This is a genomic window from Microbulbifer maximicatervae (SeqCode), from assembly GCF_052467065.1.
The window spans coordinates 4,425,029-4,450,947 of record NZ_CP174299.1; the positions used below are offsets into that span (position 1 = coordinate 4,425,029).

The following is a 25,919-nucleotide window of genomic DNA, read 5'->3' on the forward strand; positions in this document are numbered from 1 at the left end:
CGTGGTTTAAATGATAATTCAACTTCCCCTAAGGCTCGTCTACAACTACTGGATTCTGCTAATAGTGGTATTTTTGTGCATTATTACGAGCCTATCCCTGTTTCCGCTTCCCGAAGTACCCAATATACCCGGCACCGACAAAACCAATCACTTAATTGCCTATAGTGCACTGATGTTCCCCGTCGCCCTGCGCAGGCCTAGTTACTGGTGGCTAATAGGGTTATTTTTTGTGCTGTGGAGCGGTGGCATAGAGTTACTTCAACCTTACGTGAATCGCACAGGTGAGTGGTTGGATTTCGCGGCTAATACGGCAGGGATATTGAGCGGCACACTTATCGCTTGGGTGCTGGGAAAATTTGGGCTGAGGGAGTACAAATCCTAAAAACCTGGATTAGCTCAAGCTCCAGAACTGCTCCAACTTGCCCGTTAACTGATCGGTATTGCGACAAATCACCGGTTGCCAGTGCTCGGGGAAAAGCTGCCAATAAAAAGGTTCTGAAAAGCGGCTATCTGCCAGAATGATCACACCTTTATCAGATTCGGAACGTATAACCCGACCGGCAGTTTGCAGTACGCGAGTCATCCCTGGATAGCGGTAGGCGATGTCAAATCCATGGATGCCAGTGGTTTCCGCAGCATCGCGCTGTAGCTCCCGCTCAACATTAACTTGCGGGAGCCCAGTACCGACGATAATAGTGCCAACCAGCTTCTCCCCAACATAGTCAATGCCTTCACCAAAGATGCCCCCCATAATGGCAAACCCAAGGCTCTTGTTACCTTCGTTGAATCCAGACAAAAACTCAGCGCGCTCTGTCTCTCCCTGTCCCGGCAGCTGTTGTAACAAGGACACTTCCGGGAATCTCGCCTTAAAACTCTCAGCAACTTGCTCCAGGTAACGATAAGAAGGAAAAAATACCAGGTAATTTCCTGCGCGGCTGTAAAAGGTACGGGAAATAATATCGACGAGGTTCTCTATTGAGCGGTCGCGGGCTTGGTAGCGCGTATCTATATATGGACACAGGAAAACGCCCTGTTGCTGCGGCTGAAAAGGCGAGGGCAGTCTTAGGTAGGGCGATTCATGCTCTACACCCAGCTGACTAAATATATAGCTGGCTGGGCGCAAAGTCGCAGAGAAGAGCATAGCGGCTTGGTTTTGCTGGTAGAATCGCTGTAAAAACTCTGCAGCATTTAAACAAAGCAGCTTAACTTCCTGCTCCTGCCAGGGAGCATCCTGGTCAATCACCCGAGTGACGACTTTATGCTGATCGGAAAGCTCCTGCTCAATAACGGCGTAACGATAGACAGACCTTAACCACTCCGCTATTTCTTCCGGGGGCGACTGAGAGCTTTCCATAAGTTGGCTGACCGTGGAGAGCACTTTTTGCACGGCTCGAGAAACTGATTCTGGATTCTCTGCTTCACCTGTTGCTGCAGTGACCCAAACTTCACCCCCTTCAAAAGTACTGCGGCTTTGAGCTACACCAACTTCTCGCAATCGCTTGATCCAATTTTCAATTGCCCGAACCAGAGACTGGATACTTCTCTGCAATGTCGGAGAGTGCCCTTTGCAAGCATTAGCTGCGCGGCGACTATCACGGCGGGATAACTTTGCACTGTACATTTCCTGGGCGCGGTCGATCAAATTATGAGCTTCATCGACTAACAGTGCGCGGCGATTGCGCTGGTCCTGAAAGCTGGTCAGGCGTACCAATGGGTCAAATACATAATTGAAATCACATACCACCAAGTCTACCCAAGGCAATATCTGAAGGGAGAGTTCAAAGGGGCAGATTTGCTGCTGATCTGCCACATCAGCAATCTCTTTGGGAGTTAACTGGGGCTGGCCGAGCAGGGCATCCATTGCAACTGGAAGTCGATCATAAAACCCTCTTGTTCTCGGACAGATGCCGTCATCATCACGAGTACAAAACCCCAGGTTACAGGCACAGGTTTTTTCCCTTGCTTGAATTTCAAGTAAAGATAACTGCAAACCACTCGCCTGAAGTGCCTCAATGGTTTCCCGCACCATTTGCCGACCGGAATTCTTTGCTGTCAGGTAAACCAGCTGATCCAGCTTCTCCTCGCCAATTGCCTTTATGGCTGGGAAGAGGGTGCTGATTGTCTTGCCGGTTCCCGTGGGTGCTTCAGCCACCAGCTCACCACCGTCCCGGAAACACCGGTAGGCTTCCACTGCCAGTTGGCGCTGGCCGGGGCGGTATTGTGGGAAAGGGAAAGCGAGCTGTTTCGCCGTATCAATAAGCTGTTGCCGATGTTCGTGCCAAGCCCTGTGCCAACACAAATATTTTGTGAGAGCCTCAAGAGTGAAGGCCTCTAACTCACTAAAGCGGTACTCTATGCACTCTGGATAGGCCTTGCGCTCCTTGAGGTTATACCAGACAACTTGCAGGGCAACTGTATCTGTATCACTTGTAGCGTCTTCATTTACCAAGTGGCAATAGCCGTAAATTTTTAGCTGGGCCCAATGCAATTCCTTGGTGGCTTCGGGCAACTTCGATGGGGGTAAATAAGTGGTCTTAATTTCATCCAGCTGAGCCGGTTTATGCAAATCACTTTTCGGGTGAAAAATGTCAACCCGGCCGCTCAACGTAACCCGCTGTTCCATCCAATCTATTTGGGTCTTGAGCTTGTATTCTGCCTCAGCGCCTTTGGGCCGCTGATTTTGTAGCTTCTGATGAGCCCGAATCCCTTCCTGGGCAGAGGGCCCTGAGGTTGGCTCCCGAATCAAATCTCCGCTGCGGCAGGAAAAAGCGACTAGCTCTCCCACAGAAAGATTCAAAGTCTCAGCCGACTCTAAGCTATCCAAAGCTAGTGCCACTCCACATGAATTACCCGATGAGGGATCGCCTCTTCAGCAAAAAACGCCAGCCAGCGTTGTTGGTTTTTTTGTAAGCGATCCCCAGGACCTTTAACCTCCACGAGTTCATAGTGACCGGAGGGAGTAAAGCAAATAAGGTCTGGCAGCCCATTTTTATTCTGTGTGATGTCACTGAGCATGCGAGTAAAAATTGAACGCCAATGACTTGGTGGGATTCTATCCAGCGCCTCCTCAAGTAGTTCTGTAGACAAAGCCTCCCAAGTAACCAAAGGGTTGGCAATACCTTGTTTCTCAGCAAAGGTAGCGAGGACACGGGACTTCAAAGACTCATGCTCTATTTCAGCCAATCGCTGGGTGAATAGCGCTTGACGGGAATAGTAAAAATCCGCGGTGCGAAAATCAGCTGGGGCTACCTGGAAGGGATTGAAAAAAGCACCAGGCACAGGTGCAAATAGAATGTCCCAAATATAGAGGCCCAACACACCGGTGAATAGGGTGTTCTCTACATAAAAACACTCACCACCGCTAGAACCTTTAAGGTGCTCTGCCACCAGTAGCTCAACACAGCTTTCCCCCTGCGCCAAACTTATCACTTCTGTGGGGGCTTGGATTTTATGAGGTGCCTGCCAATTGTTGAGGCCTCCACTTCTTTTGGCTGTGCGGTAACCAAAGCTAAGAGCAAACTCTCTTTCTGCCTGGTCCATAGGGAAGGCTATTATTTCCTCGCATATTTCCAATGCTAGAGTGTCGTACCCTTGCTTTACGGCAATTCGTGCGCGGCGCTCACGGGCGGGAGGGGTTTTACAAAGTTGATATAGTGCATCGGCCTGCTCAAGAGCATTGAGCCGCTCAAGCTGCCGTGCCAACTTTAGACGTATCCTGTCCAGCCGACGAGCCAGGGTTGAGTCACCATCAATACCTTCTGGCAGTTGAGCAGATAAGGCTATTATGGCTTCTGCATCTTCCAGTAATGGCTCTTCTAACAGCTCCAGGCATTGGTAGTAAAGCAGATACTGATCAATTTGTGCCCGACTTTGAAAGGGGAGATTTTGCTTATCCAGTGGATAGGATTCATACCGATAAAGCCCAAGATCCCGTAATACATAGTCGGTAAGGTCCTGGTTCAAGTTACCAAAGTAGCACAGTTTGAAAGTCTGGAAATGTTCGGCACCCTGGACGGCTAGTACCCTGTGCTGAGAAAGTAACTTCACAAACCAGTCACTCGAACTGGAGTCTTCAAGCAATAGTTGCTCGAGGGAAGGCCGGCTGAGAGACTTGGGTATACCCGAGGGTCCTGCCGCAAGCAATTCAGCTTTGGTAAATAGTGGTAGATATTCTTGCGCCGTTAACACCGGATTAAAACAAAGTAGTCCAGCGCGATCCAAAACAGCTGCAGCACTTTCAATACTTTCTATCTCGCCATAGCTAAGCTTCTCCAGGCGGAAAAGCGATCCTCTAGAGGAAGGTACTCCTTTACGGGACAGCAAACGCACATAGAGCCGCTGGCTATAAATATCCAACTCTTGGAAGGTTTTAAAAAATTTTTGCTCAGATGTGGTGATAAGCCAGGAATAATGTTGGCTAACAAATTCAATCAACGCTTTGAAGTTGTCCAGGTAGTAGCCAGTTGGCAATTCTATCGGTTGGGTCATGGCACAAGCGCTAGTTTTTCGATCTATCTATCGTCGATACCGCACACCAGTTCCTTGTGACGTGATATGCAAACAATGAGGCAGAGGTTACTCTGGGGCTGTATGGTTATACAGCAAGTTAGCCCGGTGAACAAACAACAATCCCAAGCTTTCTTCTTAGTTATTCAGCCATTTTTTCCTATGGCAACTCCCTTGATGCTCATCCAGGCTTGCAGTCGAGGCTTATAAGCGGTCGCCCCATAAGATTTAACCAATAAGGGATTACCTCTATGAAAGTGACAAATTCTGTGACTGCAGTCGCGCTATTTGCCGCCAGCGTATCTGCTCTAGCTGATAATAATGTCACCCTGGTATTCCAGGAAGGTACTGGCAATAGTGCAACTTCTGATCAGTCCGATGGTACTGTGCATAACAACTTGATTGTTCAGACCCAAATCGGAGATTTCAATGACTCGGATGCATCCCAAACTACAGGCACTTCTGAAAGCACTATTGAACTGGTGCAGACGGGAAATTTGAATCAGGCCTCAGCAGTGCAACAGAATGCAACGCAGCTTACTACATCTTCCTTGAGCCAGAATGGCAGTGATAATACAGCGACCTTGCTGCAGGACGATGCTCAATTCAGCTCCTTCACCGGCACTCAGGCTGGAGACTTAAACGACATCCAAGTCCTGCAACAGGAAGATGTTACTTCCACCACACTTGTCGCATCTCAACAAGGAATGTCTAACACATTGGTTTTAGATCAGCGTATAAGGGTGGATAGCACTAGCGCCATGTTCACCCAAGTTGGTGACTCCAACTTCGCCAATATAGATCAGGATAGAGATGTAACCTTTGCCTTTGCCATGGCTAGCCAGACTGGCTCTTCCAACTTTTTAGATATCGAACAGGATGAAGTCACGACGACGAGCACTGCAATAATAACGCAGATAGGTGATTCGAATACTGGAAGAATAGAACAGGAAACTGATGTTTCAGCTGCTACTGGGATAGTCACCCAGATTGGTGACAATAATATTGCAAATGTGGATCAGGAGAATATTACCTCAAGCAGCGGTGAGGTAATGCAAACCGGCTCTTCTAATACGGTAAATCTTGATCAAGGGAACGAAAATATTGCCGCTATTGAACTTATTTCCTGCACCACTCTAGTAATCCAAGATGGCTCAGCCAATACAGCACAAATAGATCAGGGGCAGGACGGGTCTTTGCTCACTAGTTCACTGGTGCTCAATCAGTTTGGTGATTCTAATTCTTCCCAGATTAATCAACATAGCGGTATTAGTAGCAGCATTCTTGCGACACAAAACGGCACTTCCAATACTCAAACAATCTCTCAGGTTGGCAGTGGTGAAATCGCATTAACCACGCAAACTGGCACAGGTAATGTAGGCAATACCTTCCAATAAAACACTAACTGAAAGAGGTTAAGGCTAGCGTAGATATTATTTAAAATATCTCATCACCTTTTGATATCGGTATACAACGTACCAAGTAAAAAATATCACTGAAATCCAAATCATAGTAATGATTTGGATTTCCAGTACCGACATATTGAACTCATGGATGACGGAGAAAAATTCAAATACGTCAGTGCAGATTAAAATAGGCAAATAGATACGCCAAGCATTTGAGAAGGCAATCCTTTTCGAGAAGGCCAATCCAAACAAAGCAACAAAAAATGCAATATAAACTAGCAGACTAAAAATCATCCACCAAATAGGAAGATCCCACTCATCGGCGGCGAAACCAAGATATTGGGAATAGACTTCCAGCGGGGCGAGAATAAAAAGGAGCACCTTCCAACCCGCACTGGGTTTGTAGTGTGGAATAGAGTCTGTAAGGGGGCTATCTGGTGTCTGATACATATCCTGCATCTCGAAACGTCCTTATTATTTACCACTATTCCAGATAGGCACCAATTACCAATCCGAAAGTTACTTCTCGCCATTCCCTGAGCTAAATAGAGGTGATCATTACTTACCAGTTAGGCTCTTTGACTATCAAAATTTGAACAGCGAGGATATTGTCTGCAGTTTCAAAGTCAATAGTTGGTACATATAGTTTATCGATAGTGTGAGGCAGCTCATCGCATAAATGTGACAACATAGCCTGCTTTTTCGTAGTGTTAGCAAGGTAAAGCCATGATGTCAATCTTTAAGCTCTGAATGCCAAAGACTAAACGATAATCGGCAAACTACTTCTACATTTGGGCTGCAGTAATTAATAGCCGGCAAAAATTGCTTATAAATGCACTTATCCATAGGATTGAAGTCGCCGACAGTTTTTAATTTCAAAGGCCAATAAAAGGGCAGAGCGTGCAAAATCCTTATCAAGCACCTGAGAGCGAACTCGACAATCGCCCCCCCGTCTATAGCCCTAGTGTAGGCTGGAAAATTGTCTTTTTTATCCTTCTACCACTGGAGCTGTATTCCCAATATACGGTTTTGACCGATGGCACCACAGGCATCCCCTTTTGGTGGCTGGTAATCAGCTTAATTGTTTCCTCCCTTTTCTACGTCGTACTGTTTGGATTAGCGTTTGCCAAAAGAATAGGGTTCGAACAACTTTGGATCTTTTTTATTCCAGTTATTGTGCTTATCGATATTTTTGAATTTTCTTTACTCGCCATCAACTTGAACAAACTCGGGGCAGGTGTAGCCCTTGTGATGGCAAGCACTGCGCCAATCATCTTGCTTAGATGGTATGTCGTATATAAGTATCAGAAGGTTATGAAATACTTTGCCTAAAGGATGTACCCCACCTCAATAAGTAGTCGGAGCTATAGCTTTTCTCTAAACTTTATTCTTAGCATTTTGGCACTTTTGTCTTAGTGCAATTCGCCGGTACAGACCTAAAAATCAGTAGGTCACCAACTACTGCTCTTTCGGAGCCGGCTCTCGGCTATTCGTGGAAATGCTTAAACTGGCAGCGAATGACCTGGATCGTTTGATTCAGACAATTCGCAGTGAAGATTACCAGCTCTTTGGCCCGATACTGCATAACGGGGCTATTACCTATGGTGAGATTGAAACTCCCACAGATCTACCCCAAGGATGGACGGATCAGCAAGAGGCGGGGCAATACCGGGTGGAGCGCCGCAATGACAAGGCTTATTTTGGCTACGCCGTTGGACCCCATTCCTGGAAGCAGTTTCTTCAGCTGCCCCAACGCCAGCTCTGGAGCGCTAGCCGCTATGGAGAGGATGTCCAGATTCTGGAAATTGAAGAGCCTCCGGTCAAGTTAGCTTTTCTCGGTGTTCGCAGTTGCGAGCTACACGCCATTGCTATCCAGGACCGTGTCCTCGCACAAGGGGATTACGTCAACAGCAGCTATAAGGCACGTCGAGCGCAGCTGTTTACTATTGCTGTGGAGTGCACAACAGCAGCAAATACCTGTTTCTGTACCTCAATGAACACAGGCCCGCAGGTGCGACTTCCCAGTGATCTGGTAATCACCGAAGTTCTGAACCCCGATTCACACTTCTTCCTGATACGCAGCGGCAGCCCTCAAGGCAACAGTGTGTTAAAGCAACTACCCACTGTTGGCGCCTCAGATGCGGAGAAACAAGAGGGGCAGGCTGCCGTTCAGCAAGCCGAAAATCAAGTGAGTAACGGTAGCCGCAGCTTCGACAGCTCTGACCTGAAGACGCTGCTTTATCGCAATTATGACAACCCCAACTGGGATAAAGTCGCGGAGCGTTGCCTCTCCTGCGCCAATTGCACTATGGCTTGCCCAACGTGCTTCTGCTCAACCGTTGAGGACACAACAGATTTAACCGGAAATGAAGCACAGCGCTGGGAGCGTTGGGATTCCTGCTTTACGGCTGAGTTGAGCTATTTGTCTGGCGGCCCAGTTAGGGCGGATACCCGCAGCCGCTATCGGCAGTGGATGACTCACAAACTGGCCACTTGGTATGACCAATTTGACAGCTCTGGCTGTGTCGGCTGTGGACGTTGTATTACCTGGTGTCCCGTAGGCATCGATATCACGGAAGAGATACAGAATATTCGCGTCCAGGAACAAAAATGAAGGTTGTCACCACCTTACTCAAGGAGCACCCTTTCTTTGCCGGGTTGGCAGACAGCGACCTGGCATTCCTCTCCGGGTGTACAAGCAATAGTCACTATAAAGAAGGCGAATACCTTGCCAGGGAAAACACTCCGGCTAACCATTTCTTCTTAATTCGATCTGGGCGTGTCGCCGTAGAATCCTTTGTCCCCAACTATGGGCCCCTTTGCCTTATGACACTGCATGGTGGAGATATATTCGGCTGGTCCTGGCTGTACCCTCCCTACTTGAGTGCTTTCGATGCCCGGGCCCTGACCTCAGTTCGCAGCCTTAAACTTGGCGGGCAGTGCCTCCGAGATAAGTGTGAAAAAGAACCGAGACTCGGTTTCGAGCTGATGAAACGGTTTACCAAAGTTGCTACAGAACGACTGCAGGCAGCACGAATACAGTTGTTGGACCTTTACGGGCCACATCCGTCACAGGGAATCCCTCGCTGTGATCCCTGAATTATGGCGTGTTACCCATCGACGCGAAGAATTTCCTGGCACTGTCACTATATCCCTGACACGAGAGGCTAGGGGCCCATCACCCATTCAGCCCGGGCAATTCAACATGCTTTATGCCTTTGGTGCCGGGGAGGCTGCTATCTCCTTAAGTGGCCCGAGTACGTCATCGGCTGAGCCACTTACCCATACGATTAAAGGTCAGGGACTTGCTACCCAAGCGCTTTGCAAACTGGAAGTTGGAGCGCAACTGGGCATCCGGGGACCATTCGGGCAGGGGTGGCCAACTCACTTGGCGGAAAATCGCCCCTTAGTGATCATCGCCGGCGGACTCGGGCTAGCGCCTTTACGGCCCCTGATCTACAGCTTTCTTAACGGACACTTGCCGGCCAAGAGCCTACAAGTTTTCTATGGGGCGCGTCGGCCCGAAGAATTGCTTTACCAGCCAGAGCTTGGTCACTGGCGCAGATCATTTGAACTGGTGACATCTGTGGACCACGCCAGCACAGACTGGAACGGGCATATTGGTGTGATTACCGACCCTCTGCGTGTCACTCATTTGGAGTGCAATGATGCTTTAGTGTTTGTGTGTGGACCGGAGATCATGATGCGCTTTTGCATACAGGTTCTTCTCCATAAAGGTGTGGATGAATCCAATATCTATCTATCCATGGAGCGCAACATGAAGTGTGCCATTGGAATCTGCGGCCACTGCCAGTGGGGACCTAACTTTGTTTGTAAAGATGGCCCTGTCTTTTGCTACCGGAATATTCGCTCATGGTTTCAAATCAACAGCCTATAGCGAGTAGTAATCCTCCCCCCAAACTTGCAGTCTGGAAGTTCACTTCCTGTGATGGTTGCCAACTGAGCCTATTGGATTGTGAGGATGAGCTTCTTTCTTTGGCAGCCCAGGTAGATATCGCCTATTTCCTGGAAGCTTCCAGTGAGGTGAAAGAGGGCCCTTTTGATATCTCTCTCGTCGAGGGCTCCATTACCACGCCAGCAGATGAAGAGAGAATCCTAGAGGTCAGACGTCAGTCCCGCTTTCTAATCAGTATTGGCGCCTGTGCAACAGCTGGAGGGATTCAGGCACTTCGCAACTTTGCCGATGTGCAGGAGTTCACCGATGTGGTCTATGCCCACCCGGAATATATCGCCACTCTCAAGGAATCCACACCAATATCAGGGAGGGTACCAGTGGACTTTGAATTACAGGGGTGTCCTATCAACAAGCATCAATTGCTTGAAGTAATCAGTGCATTCCTACACCGGCGAGCCCCCCAGATTGCCAATCACTCGGTGTGTATTGACTGTAAATTGCGCGGCAATGTTTGTATCTGGGTTGCCCACGGCACCCCCTGTATGGGGCCTGTTACACACGCGGGATGTGGCGCTATTTGCCCCAGTTACAACCGTGGTTGCTACGCTTGCTACGGTCCCAAGGAAAATCCCAACACCGAATCACTTTGCCATTGGTGGGATGAAAAACTAAATGTAGAAAATACTTTAATTGTTGAAAACCTTAGGAATTTCAATCCACTAGCACCTTCTTTTAAAGTACAAAGTGAGGATAGGCAAGAAGATGGGGAGCGGTAACCCCCCGAAACATTGGTGATTAATCTGCCTCCAGGTGAGCTTTATGGTGGATCGCAGCAAAACGATTAAGGTGGATTATCTCGCTCGGGTCGAAGGGGAAGGAGCCCTTCATATCGACTACGACGACAGCGGCGTACAAAATGTACAGCTCAAGATTTTTGAGCCCCCAAGATTCTTCGAAGCCCTTCTCAGAGGGCGCGATTTTTTGGAAGCCCCAGATATCACCGCACGCATATGTGGGATCTGCCCGGTGGCCTACCAGATGAGTGCTGTGCATGCCATGGAGAATGCCCTGAACCTAAAGCCCGGCGGCGCTTTGCGTATGCTTCGTCGATTGCTTTACTGCGGTGAATGGATCGAGAGCCATATGCTGCATATCAGCATGCTCCATGCACCAGATTTCCTCGGCTACCCCAATGCAGTCGCAATGGCTAAGGATCATCCAGAGATTGTTAAGAACGCGCTGGAGATTAAAAAGGCGGGCAATGCCCTGGTTCGCCTTATTGGTGGCAGGGAAGTACACCCGATTAATGTGAGGGTAGGGGGGTTCTACAAGGCTCCGGAGGCTCGTGAACTCACAGCCTTGGTAGCGCAGCTGGAAATGGCCCGGGATCTCACCGAGCAACTGGTGCGCTGGTCCGCAGCTTTGCCTTTCCCCAGCTACGAATGGCGAAGGGATAAGCACTACGAATTTGTCGCTCTAACCCACCCGTCAGAATACCCAATGAACGAGGGCAGGATCACCTCCAGTGCGGGACTCAATATTAGCGCCCAAGACTATGAGAACCACTTTGAAGAAGAGCACGTCGCTCATAGCACCGCGCTGCACTGTACTTTACGGGAGCGGGGTGCCTATCTGGTGGGCCCCATCGCACGATACAACCTTAATCGCGACAAGCTGTCACCTCGTGCATTGCAATTGGCTGAGGAGATCAACTTTACCGCCCCCTGTTTAAATCCCTTCCAAGGTATCCTGGTTAGGAGCCTGGAGGTACTACATGCCTTTGAAGAAGCCCTGCATATTATTGATAGATACCAACCCCCAGCCGAGCCTCATTTAAAGACCGAGCCGAGAACCGCAAGCGGCTGTGCAGCCACCGAAGCACCCCGTGGGCTTCTGTATCATCGCTATGACATTGATGAGAAAGGCAAGATTGCGACGGCAAAAATTGTCGCTCCCACCTCACAAAACCAGAAGACCATCGAAGATGACCTCCGCTTGATGTTGCCGAGCTTTATGCACTTTCCTGAGGATAAATTACGGGGGTTATGTGAACGAGCGATAAGGAATTACGACCCCTGCATTTCCTGCTCCACTCACTTCCTACAGCTACATTTGAATTATGGGCAAGCGCAAAGTAAGCAATCCATGGTTACTGGTAAGCCTGGGCAATCCCCTGCGCGGTGATGATGGAGTAGGGCCACATATCATCGCTCGACTTCGCCAGAAACTTGGAGGGGCGGTGGAATTCCTCGAAAGCGGTGGCGATATTTTACATTTGCTCGCGCAATGGAAAGGTCGATGGGTTTGCCTTGTAGACGCCATGGTAAGTGATCAGCACCCTATCGGGGAGGTTGTCACCATTGATGGTCTAGGCAACGCACTTGCTCCATCGATGTGCAATACATCAAGCCATGGATTTGGGCTGACCGAAGCGCTGACCATGGGAAAGCATATTGATTCGCTGCCGGCACATCTGGATGTCTTTGCGATCAACTCAGAAAGTCTGGCAAAAGGACAGGGGTTATCGCCCAAAGTGGCCAGTGCAGCCCATCGAGCAGAGCAAATGATTATCGCGCACCTAACGCTATACAGCGGAGACCACTATGCACGAACAGAATCTCATCAAAAACCTGATCGATAAAATCCAGGAACTGGCCTCTGATGAACCAGGCAGGCCGATCGGCGTTCGCTTACGCTTGGGTGCCCTGGCGCATATGTCTGCAGCGCATCTGAGAGAGCATTTTGACAGGGAGATACTCGGGACTTCTCTCGAGGGGATTAAGCTGGAAATTGATGAGCTTAAGGATATTAATCACAAGGAAGCCCAGGATGTAATCCTGGAGAGCTTAAAGTTTGAGGAGACTGATGGCCACTGAACGCCGCCGGATTGAAATCGCCGGATTGGTGCAGGGAGTAGGATTCCGGCCCTTTATCTATCGCCTGGCCGATAGCTTTCAATTGAAAGGCTGGGTGGCCAACTACAGCGGTGGCCTGAGAATTGAAGTCCAGGGCAAAAGCCGGGAAATCGAAAAGTTTATCGATAAGTTATCTTCAGAGAAGCCACCCTACAGTCGCATCACTCACATTGAATCCTACCCGGTGGCTCTTCAGGCAGAATACGGTTTTCGAATCTTACCCAGTGTCCGTGATGCCAGTAGTTCAACCATCGTTTTACCAGACCTGGCTCCCTGTGATGATTGCCTCAGGGAATTATCAGACCCCAACAATCGCCGCTACGACTATCCGTTTATCAGCTGCACTCTTTGTGGCCCCCGCTACAGCATCATTTACAAACTGCCCTACGATCGTGTCAACACCTCCATGCACCACTTCCCTTTGTGCGGAAAATGCTCGGGGGAGTATCGGGACCCCCTCAATCGACGCTTTCACGCGGAACCCAATGCCTGCCCTCAGTGCGGCCCTCAATTGCTTTTCTGTAATACTGCCGGCGTTACAATTGCGAAGAAGAGTCGGGCACTATCCAAAGCCCTTGATGCCCTTGCCCAAGGGAAAATTATCGCCCTTAAAGGGGTAGGCGGCTTTCAACTGTTAGCCGACGCCTCCAATGGTAAGGCGCTCGCCAACTTGCGCCAGCGTAAACAACGTCCGCATAAGCCGTTCGCACTTTTATATGACGAGCTGAAAAGCGTTTGCCAGGATTGCTGCGTCTCGGAGCAAGAGGCGCAACTACTATCGACCCGAGAAAGACCGATTGTTCTATTGGAAGCGAAGGATGACAATCACTCCAGGATACATCCGTTGGTCGCTCCAAATCTTGCCGACTTGGGGGTGATGTTGCCTGCATCACCCTTGCATTACTTGCTTGCGCGTAAGTATCGAGCCCCCCTTGTCGCTACTAGTGGCAACCTTGCGGAAGAGCCTATCTGTACAGAAAATGATGAGGCGTTCGAGCGCCTGGGTAAAATCGCTGACTACTTTCTGATACACAATCGCCGAATTTTGCGCCCGCTGGATGACTCTGTACTCAGGGTGGTCAATAACCGTCCGCTGATGTTGCGTCGAGCCCGGGGCTACGCGCCACTTCCCATCACCTTGCCTGTACCAGGCACAAAGGGCGAAGGTGAACGAGAGAGCTTCCTGGCCCTGGGGGCGGACCTGAAAAACACAGTTGCACTGTCTCACGCCGGGTGGGCATATCCCAGCCAACATATTGGCGACTTAGGTAGTGCCAATACCCTGAAGCACTTCAACCAAACTATTGGCGACCTCACCAAACTACAGCAGTGCCGCCCGAAAAAATTAATCCACGACCTCCATCCAGGCTATACCTCTCACCGCTGGGCTATGAAGCAAAGAGCTGTGCGTATTGGCGTTCAGCACCATATTGCCCATCTATTCTCCTGCATGGCAGAACACGCTCACTCGGGACCTGCACTGGGAATCTGCTGGGATGGAACTGGTTACGACCGCAGTGGCATTGTTCGCGGTGGAGAATTCTTTCACTGGAATGGACGGTCTCCAGTCAAACACATCGCCAGCTTTCGCACATTCCCACTGCCGGGCGGTGAAAAGGCCGTACGCGAGCCCAGGCGCTCTGCGGCCGGACTTTTGTATGAAATCTCCGGGTTTGTCGCCCTGGAGAATCGACAATTAAAGCGCTGTTTCACCCGTGGCGAGCGTCAAAACCTGGTCACCATGTTAAAAGGTGAGATTAACAGTCCACCGTGTAGCTCTGTCGGCCGCCTTTTCGATGCGGTATCCGCACTCCTGGGACTGACTACGCATACCAGCTTTGAAGGGCAGGCAGCCATGGCTCTAGAACAGTGTGCCCGTGGCGTCAGCTCTAAAGATAGCTACCCCTTTAGCATTGTTCAAAAAGGGGACCTGCTGGAATTGGACTGGACACCCTGTATTAGTGCTTTGATCTACGATGAAAACCGATCACTGCCACAAAGGGCCGCTGCATTTCATAACACACTCGCGCAGATGGCGCTGGCAGTAGCAACGCAACAAGGTGAAAAGAATATCTTTCTGTCTGGCGGTGTTTTCCAGAATAAGCGGCTTACCGAAACCGTCACTGCGCTTCTGGAAAGTCAGGGCTTTTCCGTTCACAGCCACAGCGAGGTCCCCCCAAATGATGGAGGAATATCGCTGGGCCAGATCCACTACGCACAGTGTATGGATGCTGCTGGGCAATCATTGGGAGAGGAGAGTTCCTAGTGTGCCTGGGAGTTCCCGGAAGAATCGAATTAATAGAGCAAGAATCAGCCATGGAGCGCACTGGAAAAGTTTCCTTCGGCGGTATCAGTAAAGCTGTAAATTTATCACTGGTACCCGAGGCTGAAGTAGGAGACTACGTGATCGTTCATGCTGGAGTCGCGATCAGCAAGTTGAGAGCAAAAGAAGCAAATAAGGTTTTCGAGTACCTCAAAACATTGGGTTGAGTCAGCTTGTAATGAAATACCTCAAGGAATACCGCAACGGCGAGAACATCAAACTAATTGCGGCAGAGATTCAGAAAGTCACCACTCGCCCATGGACTCTAATGGAGATCTGTGGAGGGCAAACCCATGCCATCGCAAAATACAACTTGCAGCAATTACTGCCCGAGGAGATTCAATTAGTACACGGGCCCGGTTGCCCGGTTTGTGTCACACCTCAGGAAATCATCGATAGAGCTATTGCGATTGCTGCAATGCCCAATGTTATCTTCTGCTCCTTTGGCGACATGTTGCGAGTCCCCGGTTCAGATCGAGATTTACTAGAGGTCAAAGCAGCCGGAGGCGATGTCCGTATTGTTTACTCGCCGCTGCAAGCGCTCAATGTGGCAGAGCAGAACCCCACCAAGCAGGTCGTATTCTTTGCGGTGGGTTTTGAAACGACTGCTACCGTCAATGCCCTAGCGCTGTCCCTCGCCAAGCAAAAGCAAATCGACAACTTTTACGCATTGATATCCCAGTTTTTGGTTACACCGGCGATTCAATCGATATGTGCCCGTGAAGACTGCCGGATTCAAGGTTTCCTAGCTGCCGGTCACGTCTGTGCAATAACCGGATATCGTCAGTACCGCAGCTTGGTGAAAAAACACCAGATTCCAATAGTGATTACAGGATTTGAACCCCTGGATATTCTTGAAGGCGTACTCCGGTGTGTCCGTCAATTGGAGAGTGGTCGCTGTGAAGTAGAAAACCAATATCAGCGCGCGGTTACTAAAACAGGTAATACCGTTGCCCAAGACTTGATTAAAGAGGTTTTTAAAGTAGCAACACAACAGTGGCGCGGTATAGGTGAAATTCCCGCTAGCGGTCTGGTATTGAGCGACGACTACTCAGGATTCAATGCAGAACAAACATTCAATCTTCCAGCATTGAGCATTTCTGAAAACAGGGGATGTATCAGTGGGGATATTATGCTGGGGCTAAAGAAACCCGGGGATTGCCCTCACTTCGCTAAGACCTGCCAACCCCAGCAACCGCTGGGGGCGCCAATGGTTTCCACTGAAGGCGCTTGCGCGGCCTACTATCGCTACCAGAACCAGGTGGAATCGAATGAATCTGCAGTGTCCAATTCCACCAACCGCTAACGAGGTCGTACGCCTTGGCCATGGCAGCGGTGGGGAGATGACCCAACGCTTGATCGATCAATATATTCAACCTGTCTTCTCTAATCCCTGGCTATCCCAGGCCCATGACAGTGCAACACTTCCATGGAAACCGGATCAGCTCGTATTTACCACCGACTCCTTTGTAATCTCACCGCTTTTCTTTCCCGGAGGAAACATCGGTGAGCTCGCCGTTTATGGCACCGTCAACGATTTGGCCATGGCAGGCGCGGAACCCAAGTTTCTAAGCTGCGGCTTGATTCTCGAAGAGGGATTGCCCCTGGAAACTCTCCAACGGGTTCTGATCTCGATGGCTGAGGCTGCCCGGAACTCAGGAATTACCTTAGTCACCGGCGATACCAAAGTGGTAGAGAAAGGGAAGGGGGATGGGCTCTATATCAATACCAGTGGTATCGGTACCCTGATAAGAGAACAACCCATTGATCCCAACCGCATTTGCCAGGGTGATTCTATTATTCTATCCGGCGATATTGGCCGCCACGGAATGGCGGTAATGGCTTGCCGCGAAGGACTCGAGTTTGAAAGTGATCTCCTCAGCGATTGTGCGCCACTGAATGGCGTAGTTGCACAAATGATCAATGCCGGAATTGAAGTTCATTGTCTGCGAGATCTCACACGAGGTGGGCTAGCCACCGCATTGGTGGAGCTAGCAGAAAACTGCGGACGGACCTTTGTCTTGGAGGAGAGCAAGATACCTGTTTGTGATGCTGTGCAAGGCGCTTGTGAGTTACTGGGGCTAGACCCACTCTATGTAGCGAATGAGGGGCGTTTTGTGTCTTTTGTCCCCGAAGCAGGTGTTAAGCTGGCACTTTCCACTCTTCGAAAAGCAACTGCAGATAGCAGCTTTGCAACTATTGGTACTGTTGGGGGAGGAAATAGCTCCCAGGTTATTTTAAAAAACAATTTGGGATGTGATCGGCTATTGCAGCGTTTACCTGGCGAGCAGTTGCCAAGGATTTGCTAGCCAGAAGCCTCAAAAGCACAATTTACGTACAGTTTTTGAGCATATAAAATCAATGCATAAAAGCCCTAACTATCACTGAGTGCCTCATGACAATCTCTACATCCTTAGCTTTGTTCATTTCAATGCTAGTTCTAGCACTGATACCTGGGCCGGGAGTATTAGCTGTTGTTTCCCGGTCAGTGACACTCGGCTTGCGCCAGGGATTAATTACAGTAATGGGAATTGTTGTAGGTGATTATTTCTTTATTTTGTTAGCTCTGCTTGGCTTAGCAACGCTAGCCGAAACCTTGGGGAGCTTATTCATCGTTATTAAATATGCTGGAGCAGCCTATCTTATCTGGCTGGGAATGAATATCTTTCTCTCAGCAAAGAAAAGACAAGTCGACCAAAACCAAATAGCTACAAGCCACTCCCATAGCAGCTTTTCAAGTTTTCTACTGGGCTTAGTCACCACGCTGGGTAATCCGAAAGCTATTCTTTTCTACGTAAGCTTCTTTCCAGCCTTCCTCGATCTAACTCGCGTTGCTTCTTTGGACATTGCAATTATATTTGCAATTGCAACGCTAGCCGTAGGCAGTGTGATGGCAGGTTATGCGTACCTTGCCTGCAAAGCACGGTCAACAATCAGTCAATCAGGAAAGACCCCGGCTCTAAAATACGGCTCTGGGACTTTACTTATAGGAAGTGGTGTTTTTATTGCGGCAAAAAGTTAGTGGCTCCACAAGGTGCAGAAGCAATAGACCTAAGGAGCCTCTGAGTAACTCCGTAATGCCTCTGCGGGTCTTGAAGGCTGCAGATGTTAGGCGCAGCTCGCCGCGAATGGCCGTAGCCCTTTGCAAGAGCTGCAACGCAGCAGCTGTGGCCTTCAAGGCCCGCCCTTCGGGGCTTGCAGAGCGATTCACACTCCGCGTTGCGACTTCTTGAAAGGTCTAGACATTCCTGCGAAGCCGCGCCTTGATTGTGAACCGCTCTGCATGCCAGAGGTATCACGGAGTTACTCAGAGGCTCCCTAATTACTGCTCTCTGTTAGTTAGTCTAAGGAGGACGACCTTTTTACTTAGCTCTAAAGCTACTCACTCATGTCGGCCTGCTAATGCTACTTCTAATGCCTTCCTGATTATTTTTGCATCATCCAGTGCTCGATGAACTGTGAATTTGTCAGAGTCCTCCAGCTTTTCGCGCTCATTAATGAATGCTCTTAGGTGATTTTCAGAGCCACCAATTAGCACCTGAATATCCCTGAGTTCAAACTCCTGATGAATACCAGTATCAGAAAAAAGGGCATTGCACCAAAAACTGTCCCAGTGCAGGGCATCGCAATAGACAACCTGACCTGAAAGAATCCTGTTTAGGCTATAAGCCACTGTAGTTGAATCTATACCCTCGGATTCCAGCTTTGATCGGGAAATGTTATGTATCGATTCAGCATCATCGGACCAATAAGACCAGTGTGGCACTGGTTTTATTAGCGCCTAGTATTCCACTGTTTCAGAGCAGAGGCCAACTTCTATAGGGTAACTCTGCTTGGATAAGCCGCTGGCTTCGAAGTCAATAATCCACATGGTAAGAACGATAAGATATGGAAGAAAGGTAAAAGAACTTAGCACCTCTTCCTTACAAGCTTCCAGTTTGTCTGCATTTTCAAGCCAATTGAACAAACCTGTATCTTAAGATAGACTACAACTGATAATGATTATTATTTGTGACTTAAATTTAAACCCGGTAGATCGCTAAATACAAAGCTTCCCAGTATTGAAGGCAATATTTGCAACTACGAAACTCCATTTCTGTAAAGAATAAGCGCAATGTTCAAAAAATCCGCGACCTCTAAGCAAAGAAGGCTGGAAAACTTCAATGTCTAACCTGGTGGCTTTCCTACTTACTTATTTGGCTGTACTAATTATTTTTGTAACCAGACATAAAGATCTACAGCTCAGTAGTTTTAAGCGCTTACAAAGAATTGCCTGGTGGGTGCTTCCGGTGAGTTCAATTCCTTATGGATTCCTATATGGTTGGGAGGTAGGGATACCCATCTGGCTTTGTGTCGCGATGTTCTGCGCTTTATTACAAGCACTGCTCGCCCCAATCAAACCTAATTGGCTGCTTCGCCATTTTCCGCTGTCAGTAGTGGGCTTGTTGGTATTAGAGCAGGCTCTTCTGACTATCGGATAACTCTATGGCTGCTTCAATAAAAATCAGTTGGCAACAGGTCGCCCTGACCATTGTGCTGAGCATAATCTTGATGTTTTCCAGCACGGTGATGTTGTCGATTTACTGGCCGTCCGCCGAGCCAACAGAACGGATGGCAGCGGGATCTATGTTATCGACACTTTTATGGGTCGGGTATATGAGTATGGGGTTACTCGCCGCCTCCACTTGGCGCGCAGCGGCATACCTATTGTCCCTGTTGCTGGTCATGCTCGGACTAAGCGCTCTTTCTTTTTTATAATTTTCGGTCTAGCCAACTTAAATGCAACAGCGTAGCAATATCCTTTTTTACGAAATTCACTCCTGGATTGGGGTGTTATTTTCTATTCTGCTATTCGTAATTTCCTTTTCCGGCGTGGTCGCACTATTTGGCCACGAGCTGACCCAATGGGAACGCCCCGAGCATCGTATTGCCTTCGATGCTGAAGCGCCTGTGGATGTAGATCAACTGGTCGCTCCGGTACTTGCCGAGGCAAATATCGGTGAGGACAGCTTTTTTATGATCTCAATGCCAGACTACTACCATCCTATGCTGGAAGTGCTCTGGACTGATGCTGAAAGCGAGGAAACCGAGGTACGCCATATAAACCCCAATACCGGTGAAGTGCTGCCGCCCAGCGGCTCTGATTTCGCTGAGCTATTGACGTATATGCACACTGATCTACTGTTTCCCAGGCCTTTTGGACGCTACCTGGTTGGACTGATGGGCTTGGTGATGCTGCTCTCGATATTAAGTGGCATCATCATTCACAAGAAAATCTTTAAAGAGATGTTTAAATTCCGAGTGGATCGCAGCAGGCGGCTCAAATGGACAGACCTGCACAAAGTATTAGGGGTCTGGCCGCTACCGTTCCATATAGTGATTGCTTTTACCGGCGCAATACTTGGCTTGAATGGCATTATGATCCAGGTTGCTGCATTTTCTGCTTTTGAAGGTAATGTGGAAGCAGCAGTCGCCTCGGTAGTGGGGGAACATCCTGAGATAACTGGCGAGCCTTTGCTGTCCAATAGCTATAACCAAATGCTGCTGCGCTACCAGGACCAAGTGCCTAATGCGAAACCCAAAGCCATTTATGTGGAGGCCTACGGGGATCGCAATCAGGTTGTCCAAGTCTCGGGCCAAACAAACGAGGCGCTGGTGCGCTTTGTAGATGTCAAATACCGCAGTGAAGATGGCGAAGTAGTTAATATCAATAACCCAGTGCAGGACTCAGGTCCGTTTATGCGGGTGTATTTTTCACTGACTCCACTTCACTACGCACTCTACGGTGGCTTCCTGATAAAAGCCCTGTACTTTGTGTTGGGATTGGCATTGTGTTTGATGATGGTAACGGGCACCGTTATCTGGCAGGTTCGCAAGGCACAGAGGCAAAAGCTCCCCTCTGGTGATATTAATACCCGAGGTTCCGGCTGGTTCCTCAGTTTGCTCACGGTAGGGGTTTGTGCCGGTTTGGTTGTCGCCACCACGGCCACTTTCTATGCCAATAAGCTGTTACCTCCCGGTGGTGGTGGCGATCAGCGCTTTCACTGGATTGAAATGGTGTATCTCTCTGTATGGGGAGTGGCCATAGCCTGGGCGATGTTGCGCCGCCAGATAAAACCTGCATTAGCAGATCTCTCACTTTGTGCAGGCTTGCTACTGTGCGGCATCCCGCTGCTCAATGCGCTGGTAACTGGGAATGGTCTGCTGGTCCCCTGGAAGTCCGTCACTTTGCCAGTGGTCTTCACTGACCTGGGCGCCCTGGTAATGGGTGTCATTTGCCTCTATTCGAGCAGATATATCTACAGGCAGGTATCCCAGTCAAAGCAGTCTGCAGATATCCCCCAAGCTGTTGCCGCCCAATAACGGGCTATTTCCTGCGAGATGGCGAATGCCATCTCGTAAACTCTATAGAATCTGTACGGCACTGGAATAGGGCGCTGCAACCTATCCCAACTACACACTTTACCTTCCTCTCAATTACTCTCGAAGAGAGTGGTATTTGCTTTCAAGCATTGAGAGGACGCTACTTTTCACAACTTACATATAGGATGAGTGTGGAGTTGGGCTGGAAAAACCAAAACATTCTTTCCCCCTCCCGAACCGAGATTTTCCTTAACTCCCGTCGCCAGGTATGGAAATATCAAAACCATTTAAAATGGCAGAGACCTGATGATAGCCAGCCACGAGAAAGACCAGTTCGGCGGCGCCCTCGTTACCGAAAGCACTCACGGCCATCTCCCAAGTAGCCTTTGGCAGGCGGCCTCCAGCTGCAAGTGATGCGGCGACATCATAAGCAGCGGCTTCCTCAAAAGTTAGGTCTATCGGACGCTGGCCCGCTGCAATAGTGGCAATTTTGCTCCTTGCTAACTCACTCTTCTCACCAATAACCGTATGGGAATACAGCTCATAACCCGCTTTAAAATGAGCTGCGGTGATTAGAATCGCAACCTCCCGAGCGGTCTTAGGAAGCGTGGGTTTGCCTGCAATAGCCTTGATATTGTCCCACCAGGGCTTTCCAAACCTGGGATATTGCAGTGCCGGTGCCCAGGGCCCCAGTAAAGCGCCATCCTTGCGCTTCTTGATGAAACCTGTGAAATACCCCTTCATCTCATTACTCATATCTTCGTAAAGGGGTTTCTGTTCCTCGCTGAGTTCTTCAGGTGGGATGGCAGGGATACGCAACTGACACCTCTCTTGTCCAATTGGCGATTCAGATTTATCACACACAAAGATTCTAGCCCGACAGAACGCAAGATTCGGGATGCCTGTTTGAAGAGTTGCATTCAACCGCAGATTAACTGCCGAACTTTGGCTCAGGAAGCCCCTGAATTCCAAGCCCGTGAACGGCTAAGATACAGCCCGGTTGAGGATGTCGAGCCAGTTCCTCTTTAGTGAGGAATGACTGCTGAGATGTGACAAACAGTGTCTCATAATTATTACCGCCAAAAGCGATGCAGGTAGGGCTGCGAATCGGCAGATCGATCTCTCTATCAAGCCTTCCTTTGGGATCTACTCGCAAGATTTTGCCTCCAAGATTCAACGCAAACCAGTAAAACCCCTCCGAATCTACCGTTGCACCGTCGACAATTCCTGGTTGTCGGTCTTCTATGGAAAAGAAAGGGCGCCGGTTGCTAATCCGGCCGTCACTGATATCCAGATCGAATACGTAAACCATATGTCCAAAGGTATCCCCGAAATACATTCGCGTATCTTCAGGGTCAAAAGCAATGCCGTTGGCTACAACAAAGCGAAAATCCTTATCGGCCTTTCGGTAAGTTAAATCGGGCTCCAAACAATAGAGATAGGAAGATTTGTCTTTAAAACGCACATCCATACTACCGCACCAGAAACGTCCATAGCGGTCCACTTTGCCATCATTCAAACGACTGTGGGGCCTACCGGGTTCAGGATTAACGATTGTATCGACACGCCTGTTTTCCAAGTCGATCGCAAAGAAACCGGAGCATCCACCTCCGATCATTCCGCCTCCACGGCGGAAGCCAAAGGAGCCTATTTGTTCAGGCATCTCCCAGGTCTTGCGTTCGCCTGTTTCGATATTGAAACTTCTTATGGATGGAGGCCGGGCATCAGTGGGATCAGGTTCGGGGTTAACGTGATCAGCCCAATAAATAGACTTGTCTTCCGCTGACCAAATCGGTGTCTCACCCAATCCATCATTGCACTCCCATAGGCACTGGATTTCTACCACCGTAAATCCTCCAATATGAAAAGTGCGCATTCACGCCGATGAAGGGAGCGAGTACCTATTGAGTCGTAAGGCTAATTAACAAATAGGTAAACCACCGCCTCAGGCGGTGAGACTTGATAAGGCTCTGCCGTTCCGGCGTGCAGAGTAAAAATATGGCCTCCATGAACCGGCAAGTTCTTTAAGGAGGCCATATGCGAGATTGGCAGTGCCAAGCTCACGTGAAACATTATTGCAGATACCATGTGGTATTTGTGCCCAAGTATCGAAAGAAAGCGTTATTTGGAGCATTGAGACGTGAGATTGGAGCAATATTCCGGGACTTATGTCGTCAAAAAGGCATTGAGTTGGTCGAGGGGTACGCAATGAGGGATCACATTCATATGTTGTTAATGATTCCTCCAAGGTTAAGTGTTTCCAATACGGTTGGGTTTCTGAAAGGGAAATCTGCGATCCAGATATTTCGGAAGTACAAGCATGTGCAGAGAAATTTCACAGGAAGGAATTTTTGGGCTCGGGGCTACTGCGTGAGTACAGTAGGTCTTGATGAGCAAATGATTCGAGAGTACATCAAGAATCAAGAGGTTGAAGAACGCCGGCAAGAGCAGATGCAACTGGCCGGGTTGTAAATAGCCCCCTCTGGGGGCTTTCACCATACCACCCGCTATGCGGGTGGTTGCTGATTTTTGTGATTCCAAGTTAAGAAGGCCGAATAAGAATACCCGGCCCATAAAAACCAATATGGCTTGGCTTGCCACTAAAAGACCATCAAAAACTGAAAGTCCACTCGGGAATCCAATTCAAAGCCCAGGCTTCCATTACCTTATCAAGCCCACTCAAGACCAGTACCCCGAGTAGTAATAGTATAAGACCTAGTACTGTTTTGCCTCCAATCGCGAAAGCCCCAACTGATGGTGACAGTCGAGTATAAATCTGCCTCGATAACCCCCCAGCCACTAAAAGCGCTGCACCGGTACCTAGTCCGAAAGCAAACATCACCATAAATGACTGCCCCAATTGCTGGCCCATGGAAGCCAGTGCTATAGCGGCACCCAGGGTAGGGCCAACACATGGCAGCCAGATGATTCCGGTAAGGAAGCCAATACCAAACTGCCCAGCCCAAGCTCCATCACCGGTAATGCTCGCCCCTGCGGTGATTTTTGATAAGCGCAAGGTCAGCCAATCGGAAAGTGGTTTGATCAACAAGACTAGTGCAACCGCCACTAACATTATCGCGGCCATATAGCGGAAGAGTTCTGGGTCTAATCCTAAGGAGACCAATAGAAAGCTCAGCACAGTACCTGCCAATGCAAATGACAAACTCAGCCCAGTCGCCAACGCGTACGGCCCCCAGCGCCCGGCACTATTAGAAGCGCCGACAACCATTGGCACCAACGGCCAAACGCAGGGGGAGAGAATACTGAGAGTACCCGCGATCAAAGCCAGGGGGATGGCGCTAAGCTCAAGCATTGTCAGTGCAAGCCTTAACTGAATCGAAGATATTCTGCTGAATTACATCGGCACGAGTTTCGGCAACACTGAACCACACCTGTTGCTCTCCATTAAACAGTAGTAGCGTTGATTGCCGAGGAGCGCGGAAGTGCTTAACCCACTTTTTCTGGGAGTCGAAATCCACATTCAGGATCGTAAGGCCACACTGGGCATTGTCTCTCTGAAACTGCGCCAGAATCTCGCCCTGTTTTTTACAGGTTGGGCACCAATCTGCTCTCACATCGATCAAAATGGGTCGTTTGGCGGCTTGTAACTCCTTGAATCGTTCTTCGGAAAGTGGCTCTGATGCTAGAGCGAATGGCATAGAAAAAACTAATGTAGCGGCGATCAAGGTGCTAAGAGCTAAGCGGATAAATTTCATACAATCCATATCCTTAGTGGCAGGGTATAAGCCCTAATTTGAAGACAATCTGTTTAGATACCCACCTTGGTCGTACTGGAGTGCAAATTCTTACAGTAAGGCAAAGAGGATTTGTTTGATTAGGAACCCTAGGGTTCTCTGTGTATTCAGTAGCGAAGAAGGCTAACAGGAGGAGGGCGATGGCCTCATTGCCATAAAGTAACAACCAGGTGAAGTTGGAGGCTCCAAAGAACTTATAAGATCTGTGGGAGTCCTACCTGTTATCGCACTAATCACAGAGTTTTTCGGAAAAGGATTTTGGCCAGGTCTATTGAGATATGGTCTACGAAGTAGATGGATTTTAATACGACGACACCTTCACTCTCCAACATCAAAACCACCAAAAATTGGCGCCTTGCAGTCTCAGTACTGATTGCGATTGGAACCCATATAGCGCTGATAGTTGTTCCAATATCAATAGCTCCAGGTCCAACTCCTAGGACCAACACGTCACTAGAAGTCAAATTACTGGCCCCATTTACTCCTCTGCCTTCTACGTCTCCGCCAACTGCTGAAGAACCGAGCGTAGTATCAGAGCTGGATACCGCTCCGACAGATGCAGTAACCGTTACTAGCCCGCCAATACCTGATAGTTTGAATAAGGTGAAACCAGCCAAAATAGAAGAGCCACCACCCAAATTGGAAGGAGCATTAGAGGCAAGGCCCGATTCCGAGGATTTCCCAACTGCGCCAAGGTCAGGGCGACAACCGACTGTATTCAATCCCGCTCTTGAG

General features: G+C 49.1%; 28 protein-coding genes. 19 read left to right on the plus strand and 9 right to left on the minus strand.

The window, feature by feature from the left end; translation table 11 throughout:
* Window positions 1-10 precede the first annotated feature (10 nt).
* Window positions 11-382: a VanZ family protein gene (locus ACJJI1_RS19590; protein WP_444957715.1), complete on the plus strand. Its 372-nt coding sequence runs from the start codon at window positions 11-13 to the stop codon at window positions 380-382.
* Between the two features lie 9 nt (window positions 383-391).
* Here the strand turns inward: ACJJI1_RS19590 and ACJJI1_RS19595 are convergent, their stop codons facing one another.
* Both ACJJI1_RS19595 and ACJJI1_RS19600 read right to left on the minus strand, forming a co-directional pair.
* Window positions 392-2,824, minus strand: coding sequence for an ATP-dependent DNA helicase (locus ACJJI1_RS19595; protein ID WP_444957716.1), 2,433 nt, complete (start codon window positions 2,822-2,824; stop codon window positions 392-394).
* Between the two features lie 2 nt (window positions 2,825-2,826).
* A complete protein-coding gene (locus ACJJI1_RS19600) occupies window positions 2,827-4,488 on the minus strand; it encodes a VRR-NUC domain-containing protein (protein ID WP_444957717.1) in 1,662 nt (553 codons plus the stop codon).
* Window positions 4,489-4,757: 269 nt separating this feature from the next.
* On the opposite strand from ACJJI1_RS19600, the gene ACJJI1_RS19605 reads away from it, so the two are divergent.
* On the plus strand, window positions 4,758-5,903 hold the full coding sequence (locus tag ACJJI1_RS19605) for a hypothetical protein (protein ID WP_444957718.1): 1,146 nt from the start codon (window positions 4,758-4,760) through the stop codon (window positions 5,901-5,903).
* 36 nt (window positions 5,904-5,939) lie between these two features.
* Here ACJJI1_RS19605 and ACJJI1_RS19610 read toward each other — a convergent pair whose 3' ends face one another.
* Window positions 5,940-6,371, minus strand: a complete 432-nt coding sequence (locus tag ACJJI1_RS19610) for a hypothetical protein (protein WP_444957719.1) — start codon at window positions 6,369-6,371, stop codon at window positions 5,940-5,942.
* A gap of 441 nt (window positions 6,372-6,812) precedes the next feature.
* On the opposite strand from ACJJI1_RS19610, the gene ACJJI1_RS19615 reads away from it, so the two are divergent.
* The 13 genes from ACJJI1_RS19615 (at window position 6,813) to ACJJI1_RS19675 (ending at window position 18,088) form a co-directional block, all read left to right on the plus strand.
* Complete coding sequence (locus ACJJI1_RS19615) at window positions 6,813-7,244, plus strand: hypothetical protein (RefSeq protein ID WP_444957720.1); 432 nt, start codon at window positions 6,813-6,815, stop codon at window positions 7,242-7,244.
* A gap of 166 nt (window positions 7,245-7,410) precedes the next feature.
* Entirely contained in the window at window positions 7,411-8,526 is a 1,116-nt protein-coding gene (locus ACJJI1_RS19620; RefSeq protein WP_444957721.1) for a 4Fe-4S dicluster domain-containing protein, read from the plus strand.
* Window positions 8,523-9,011, plus strand: coding sequence for a cyclic nucleotide-binding domain-containing protein (locus ACJJI1_RS19625; RefSeq protein WP_444957722.1), 489 nt, complete (start codon window positions 8,523-8,525; stop codon window positions 9,009-9,011). Before ACJJI1_RS19620 ends, ACJJI1_RS19625 begins: the two co-directional genes overlap by 4 nt.
* The gene (locus ACJJI1_RS19630; RefSeq protein WP_444957723.1) at window positions 9,001-9,810 is read left to right on the plus strand and encodes an FAD/NAD(P)-binding protein; all 810 of its coding nucleotides are present in this window, start codon (window positions 9,001-9,003) and stop codon (window positions 9,808-9,810) included. The genes ACJJI1_RS19625 and ACJJI1_RS19630 overlap by 11 nt, the downstream gene beginning before the upstream one ends.
* Window positions 9,786-10,604, plus strand: coding sequence for an NADH-quinone oxidoreductase subunit B family protein (locus ACJJI1_RS19635; RefSeq protein WP_413665813.1), 819 nt, complete (start codon window positions 9,786-9,788; stop codon window positions 10,602-10,604). The genes ACJJI1_RS19630 and ACJJI1_RS19635 overlap by 25 nt, the downstream gene beginning before the upstream one ends.
* A gap of 43 nt (window positions 10,605-10,647) precedes the next feature.
* Window positions 10,648-12,012, plus strand: a complete 1,365-nt coding sequence (locus tag ACJJI1_RS19640; protein WP_413665814.1) for a Ni/Fe hydrogenase subunit alpha — start codon at window positions 10,648-10,650, stop codon at window positions 12,010-12,012.
* Window positions 11,948-12,469: a hydrogenase maturation protease gene (locus ACJJI1_RS19645; protein ID WP_444957724.1), complete on the plus strand. Its 522-nt coding sequence runs from the start codon at window positions 11,948-11,950 to the stop codon at window positions 12,467-12,469. The genes ACJJI1_RS19640 and ACJJI1_RS19645 overlap by 65 nt, the downstream gene beginning before the upstream one ends.
* Entirely contained in the window at window positions 12,432-12,704 is a 273-nt protein-coding gene (locus tag ACJJI1_RS19650) for a hydrogenase/urease maturation nickel metallochaperone HypA (protein ID WP_282932830.1), read from the plus strand. The genes ACJJI1_RS19645 and ACJJI1_RS19650 overlap by 38 nt, the downstream gene beginning before the upstream one ends.
* Window positions 12,694-15,009 carry a carbamoyltransferase HypF gene (gene hypF / locus ACJJI1_RS19655; RefSeq protein WP_444941730.1) on the plus strand — a complete coding sequence of 772 codons (2,316 nt, stop codon included), beginning with the start codon at window positions 12,694-12,696 and terminating at the stop codon, window positions 15,007-15,009. Before ACJJI1_RS19650 ends, hypF begins: the two co-directional genes overlap by 11 nt.
* A gap of 50 nt (window positions 15,010-15,059) precedes the next feature.
* Window positions 15,060-15,233 (plus strand): HypC/HybG/HupF family hydrogenase formation chaperone, encoded by a 174-nt coding sequence (locus ACJJI1_RS19660; RefSeq protein ID WP_444957725.1) that lies wholly within the window; start codon window positions 15,060-15,062, stop codon window positions 15,231-15,233.
* An 11-nt stretch (window positions 15,234-15,244) separates the two neighbouring features.
* On the plus strand, window positions 15,245-16,372 hold the full coding sequence (gene hypD / locus ACJJI1_RS19665) for a hydrogenase formation protein HypD (RefSeq protein ID WP_444893907.1): 1,128 nt from the start codon (window positions 15,245-15,247) through the stop codon (window positions 16,370-16,372).
* Window positions 16,338-17,375 (plus strand): hydrogenase expression/formation protein HypE, encoded by a 1,038-nt coding sequence (gene hypE / locus ACJJI1_RS19670; RefSeq protein ID WP_444893908.1) that lies wholly within the window; start codon window positions 16,338-16,340, stop codon window positions 17,373-17,375. Before hypD ends, hypE begins: the two co-directional genes overlap by 35 nt.
* Before the next feature lie 86 nt (window positions 17,376-17,461).
* The gene (locus tag ACJJI1_RS19675) at window positions 17,462-18,088 is read left to right on the plus strand and encodes a LysE family translocator (protein ID WP_444957726.1); all 627 of its coding nucleotides are present in this window, start codon (window positions 17,462-17,464) and stop codon (window positions 18,086-18,088) included.
* A gap of 360 nt (window positions 18,089-18,448) precedes the next feature.
* On the opposite strand, the gene ACJJI1_RS19680 is transcribed toward ACJJI1_RS19675, so the two are convergent.
* The gene (locus tag ACJJI1_RS19680) at window positions 18,449-18,832 is read right to left on the minus strand and encodes a hypothetical protein (RefSeq protein WP_444957727.1); all 384 of its coding nucleotides are present in this window, start codon (window positions 18,830-18,832) and stop codon (window positions 18,449-18,451) included.
* A 397-nt stretch (window positions 18,833-19,229) separates the two neighbouring features.
* Here ACJJI1_RS19680 and ACJJI1_RS19685 point away from each other — a divergent pair, with 397 nt between their 5' ends.
* The 3 genes from ACJJI1_RS19685 to ACJJI1_RS19695 all read left to right on the plus strand — a co-directional run bounded on the left by ACJJI1_RS19685 (window position 19,230) and on the right by ACJJI1_RS19695 (window position 21,429).
* A complete protein-coding gene (locus tag ACJJI1_RS19685; RefSeq protein ID WP_444957728.1) occupies window positions 19,230-19,547 on the plus strand; it encodes a hypothetical protein in 318 nt (105 codons plus the stop codon).
* A 4-nt stretch (window positions 19,548-19,551) separates the two neighbouring features.
* Window positions 19,552-19,824: a hypothetical protein gene (locus ACJJI1_RS19690; protein ID WP_108733205.1), complete on the plus strand. Its 273-nt coding sequence runs from the start codon at window positions 19,552-19,554 to the stop codon at window positions 19,822-19,824.
* Window positions 19,825-19,896: 72 nt separating this feature from the next.
* Window positions 19,897-21,429, plus strand: a complete 1,533-nt coding sequence (locus tag ACJJI1_RS19695; protein ID WP_444957729.1) for a PepSY-associated TM helix domain-containing protein — start codon at window positions 19,897-19,899, stop codon at window positions 21,427-21,429.
* A 249-nt stretch (window positions 21,430-21,678) separates the two neighbouring features.
* Here the strand turns inward: ACJJI1_RS19695 and ACJJI1_RS19700 are convergent, their stop codons facing one another.
* Window positions 21,679-22,248 carry a carboxymuconolactone decarboxylase family protein gene (locus ACJJI1_RS19700; RefSeq protein ID WP_444913795.1) on the minus strand — a complete coding sequence of 190 codons (570 nt, stop codon included), beginning with the start codon at window positions 22,246-22,248 and terminating at the stop codon, window positions 21,679-21,681.
* Window positions 22,249-22,360: 112 nt separating this feature from the next.
* Window positions 22,361-23,305: an SMP-30/gluconolactonase/LRE family protein gene (locus tag ACJJI1_RS19705; RefSeq protein WP_444957730.1), complete on the minus strand. Its 945-nt coding sequence runs from the start codon at window positions 23,303-23,305 to the stop codon at window positions 22,361-22,363.
* Between the two features lie 161 nt (window positions 23,306-23,466).
* On the opposite strand from ACJJI1_RS19705, the gene tnpA reads away from it, so the two are divergent.
* On the plus strand, window positions 23,467-23,901 hold the full coding sequence (tnpA, locus tag ACJJI1_RS19710; protein ID WP_444957731.1) for an IS200/IS605 family transposase: 435 nt from the start codon (window positions 23,467-23,469) through the stop codon (window positions 23,899-23,901).
* Between the two features lie 139 nt (window positions 23,902-24,040).
* Here the strand turns inward: tnpA and ACJJI1_RS19715 are convergent, their stop codons facing one another.
* The 3 genes from ACJJI1_RS19715 to ACJJI1_RS19725 all read right to left on the minus strand — a co-directional run bounded on the left by ACJJI1_RS19715 (window position 24,041) and on the right by ACJJI1_RS19725 (window position 25,906).
* Entirely contained in the window at window positions 24,041-24,742 is a 702-nt protein-coding gene (locus ACJJI1_RS19715; protein ID WP_444957732.1) for a cytochrome c biogenesis CcdA family protein, read from the minus strand.
* Window positions 24,735-25,145 carry a thioredoxin family protein gene (locus ACJJI1_RS19720; RefSeq protein ID WP_444957733.1) on the minus strand — a complete coding sequence of 137 codons (411 nt, stop codon included), beginning with the start codon at window positions 25,143-25,145 and terminating at the stop codon, window positions 24,735-24,737. The genes ACJJI1_RS19715 and ACJJI1_RS19720 overlap by 8 nt, the downstream gene beginning before the upstream one ends.
* Window positions 25,146-25,417: 272 nt before the next feature.
* Window positions 25,418-25,906 (minus strand): hypothetical protein, encoded by a 489-nt coding sequence (locus ACJJI1_RS19725; protein ID WP_444957734.1) that lies wholly within the window; start codon window positions 25,904-25,906, stop codon window positions 25,418-25,420.
* Window positions 25,907-25,919 lie beyond the last annotated feature (13 nt).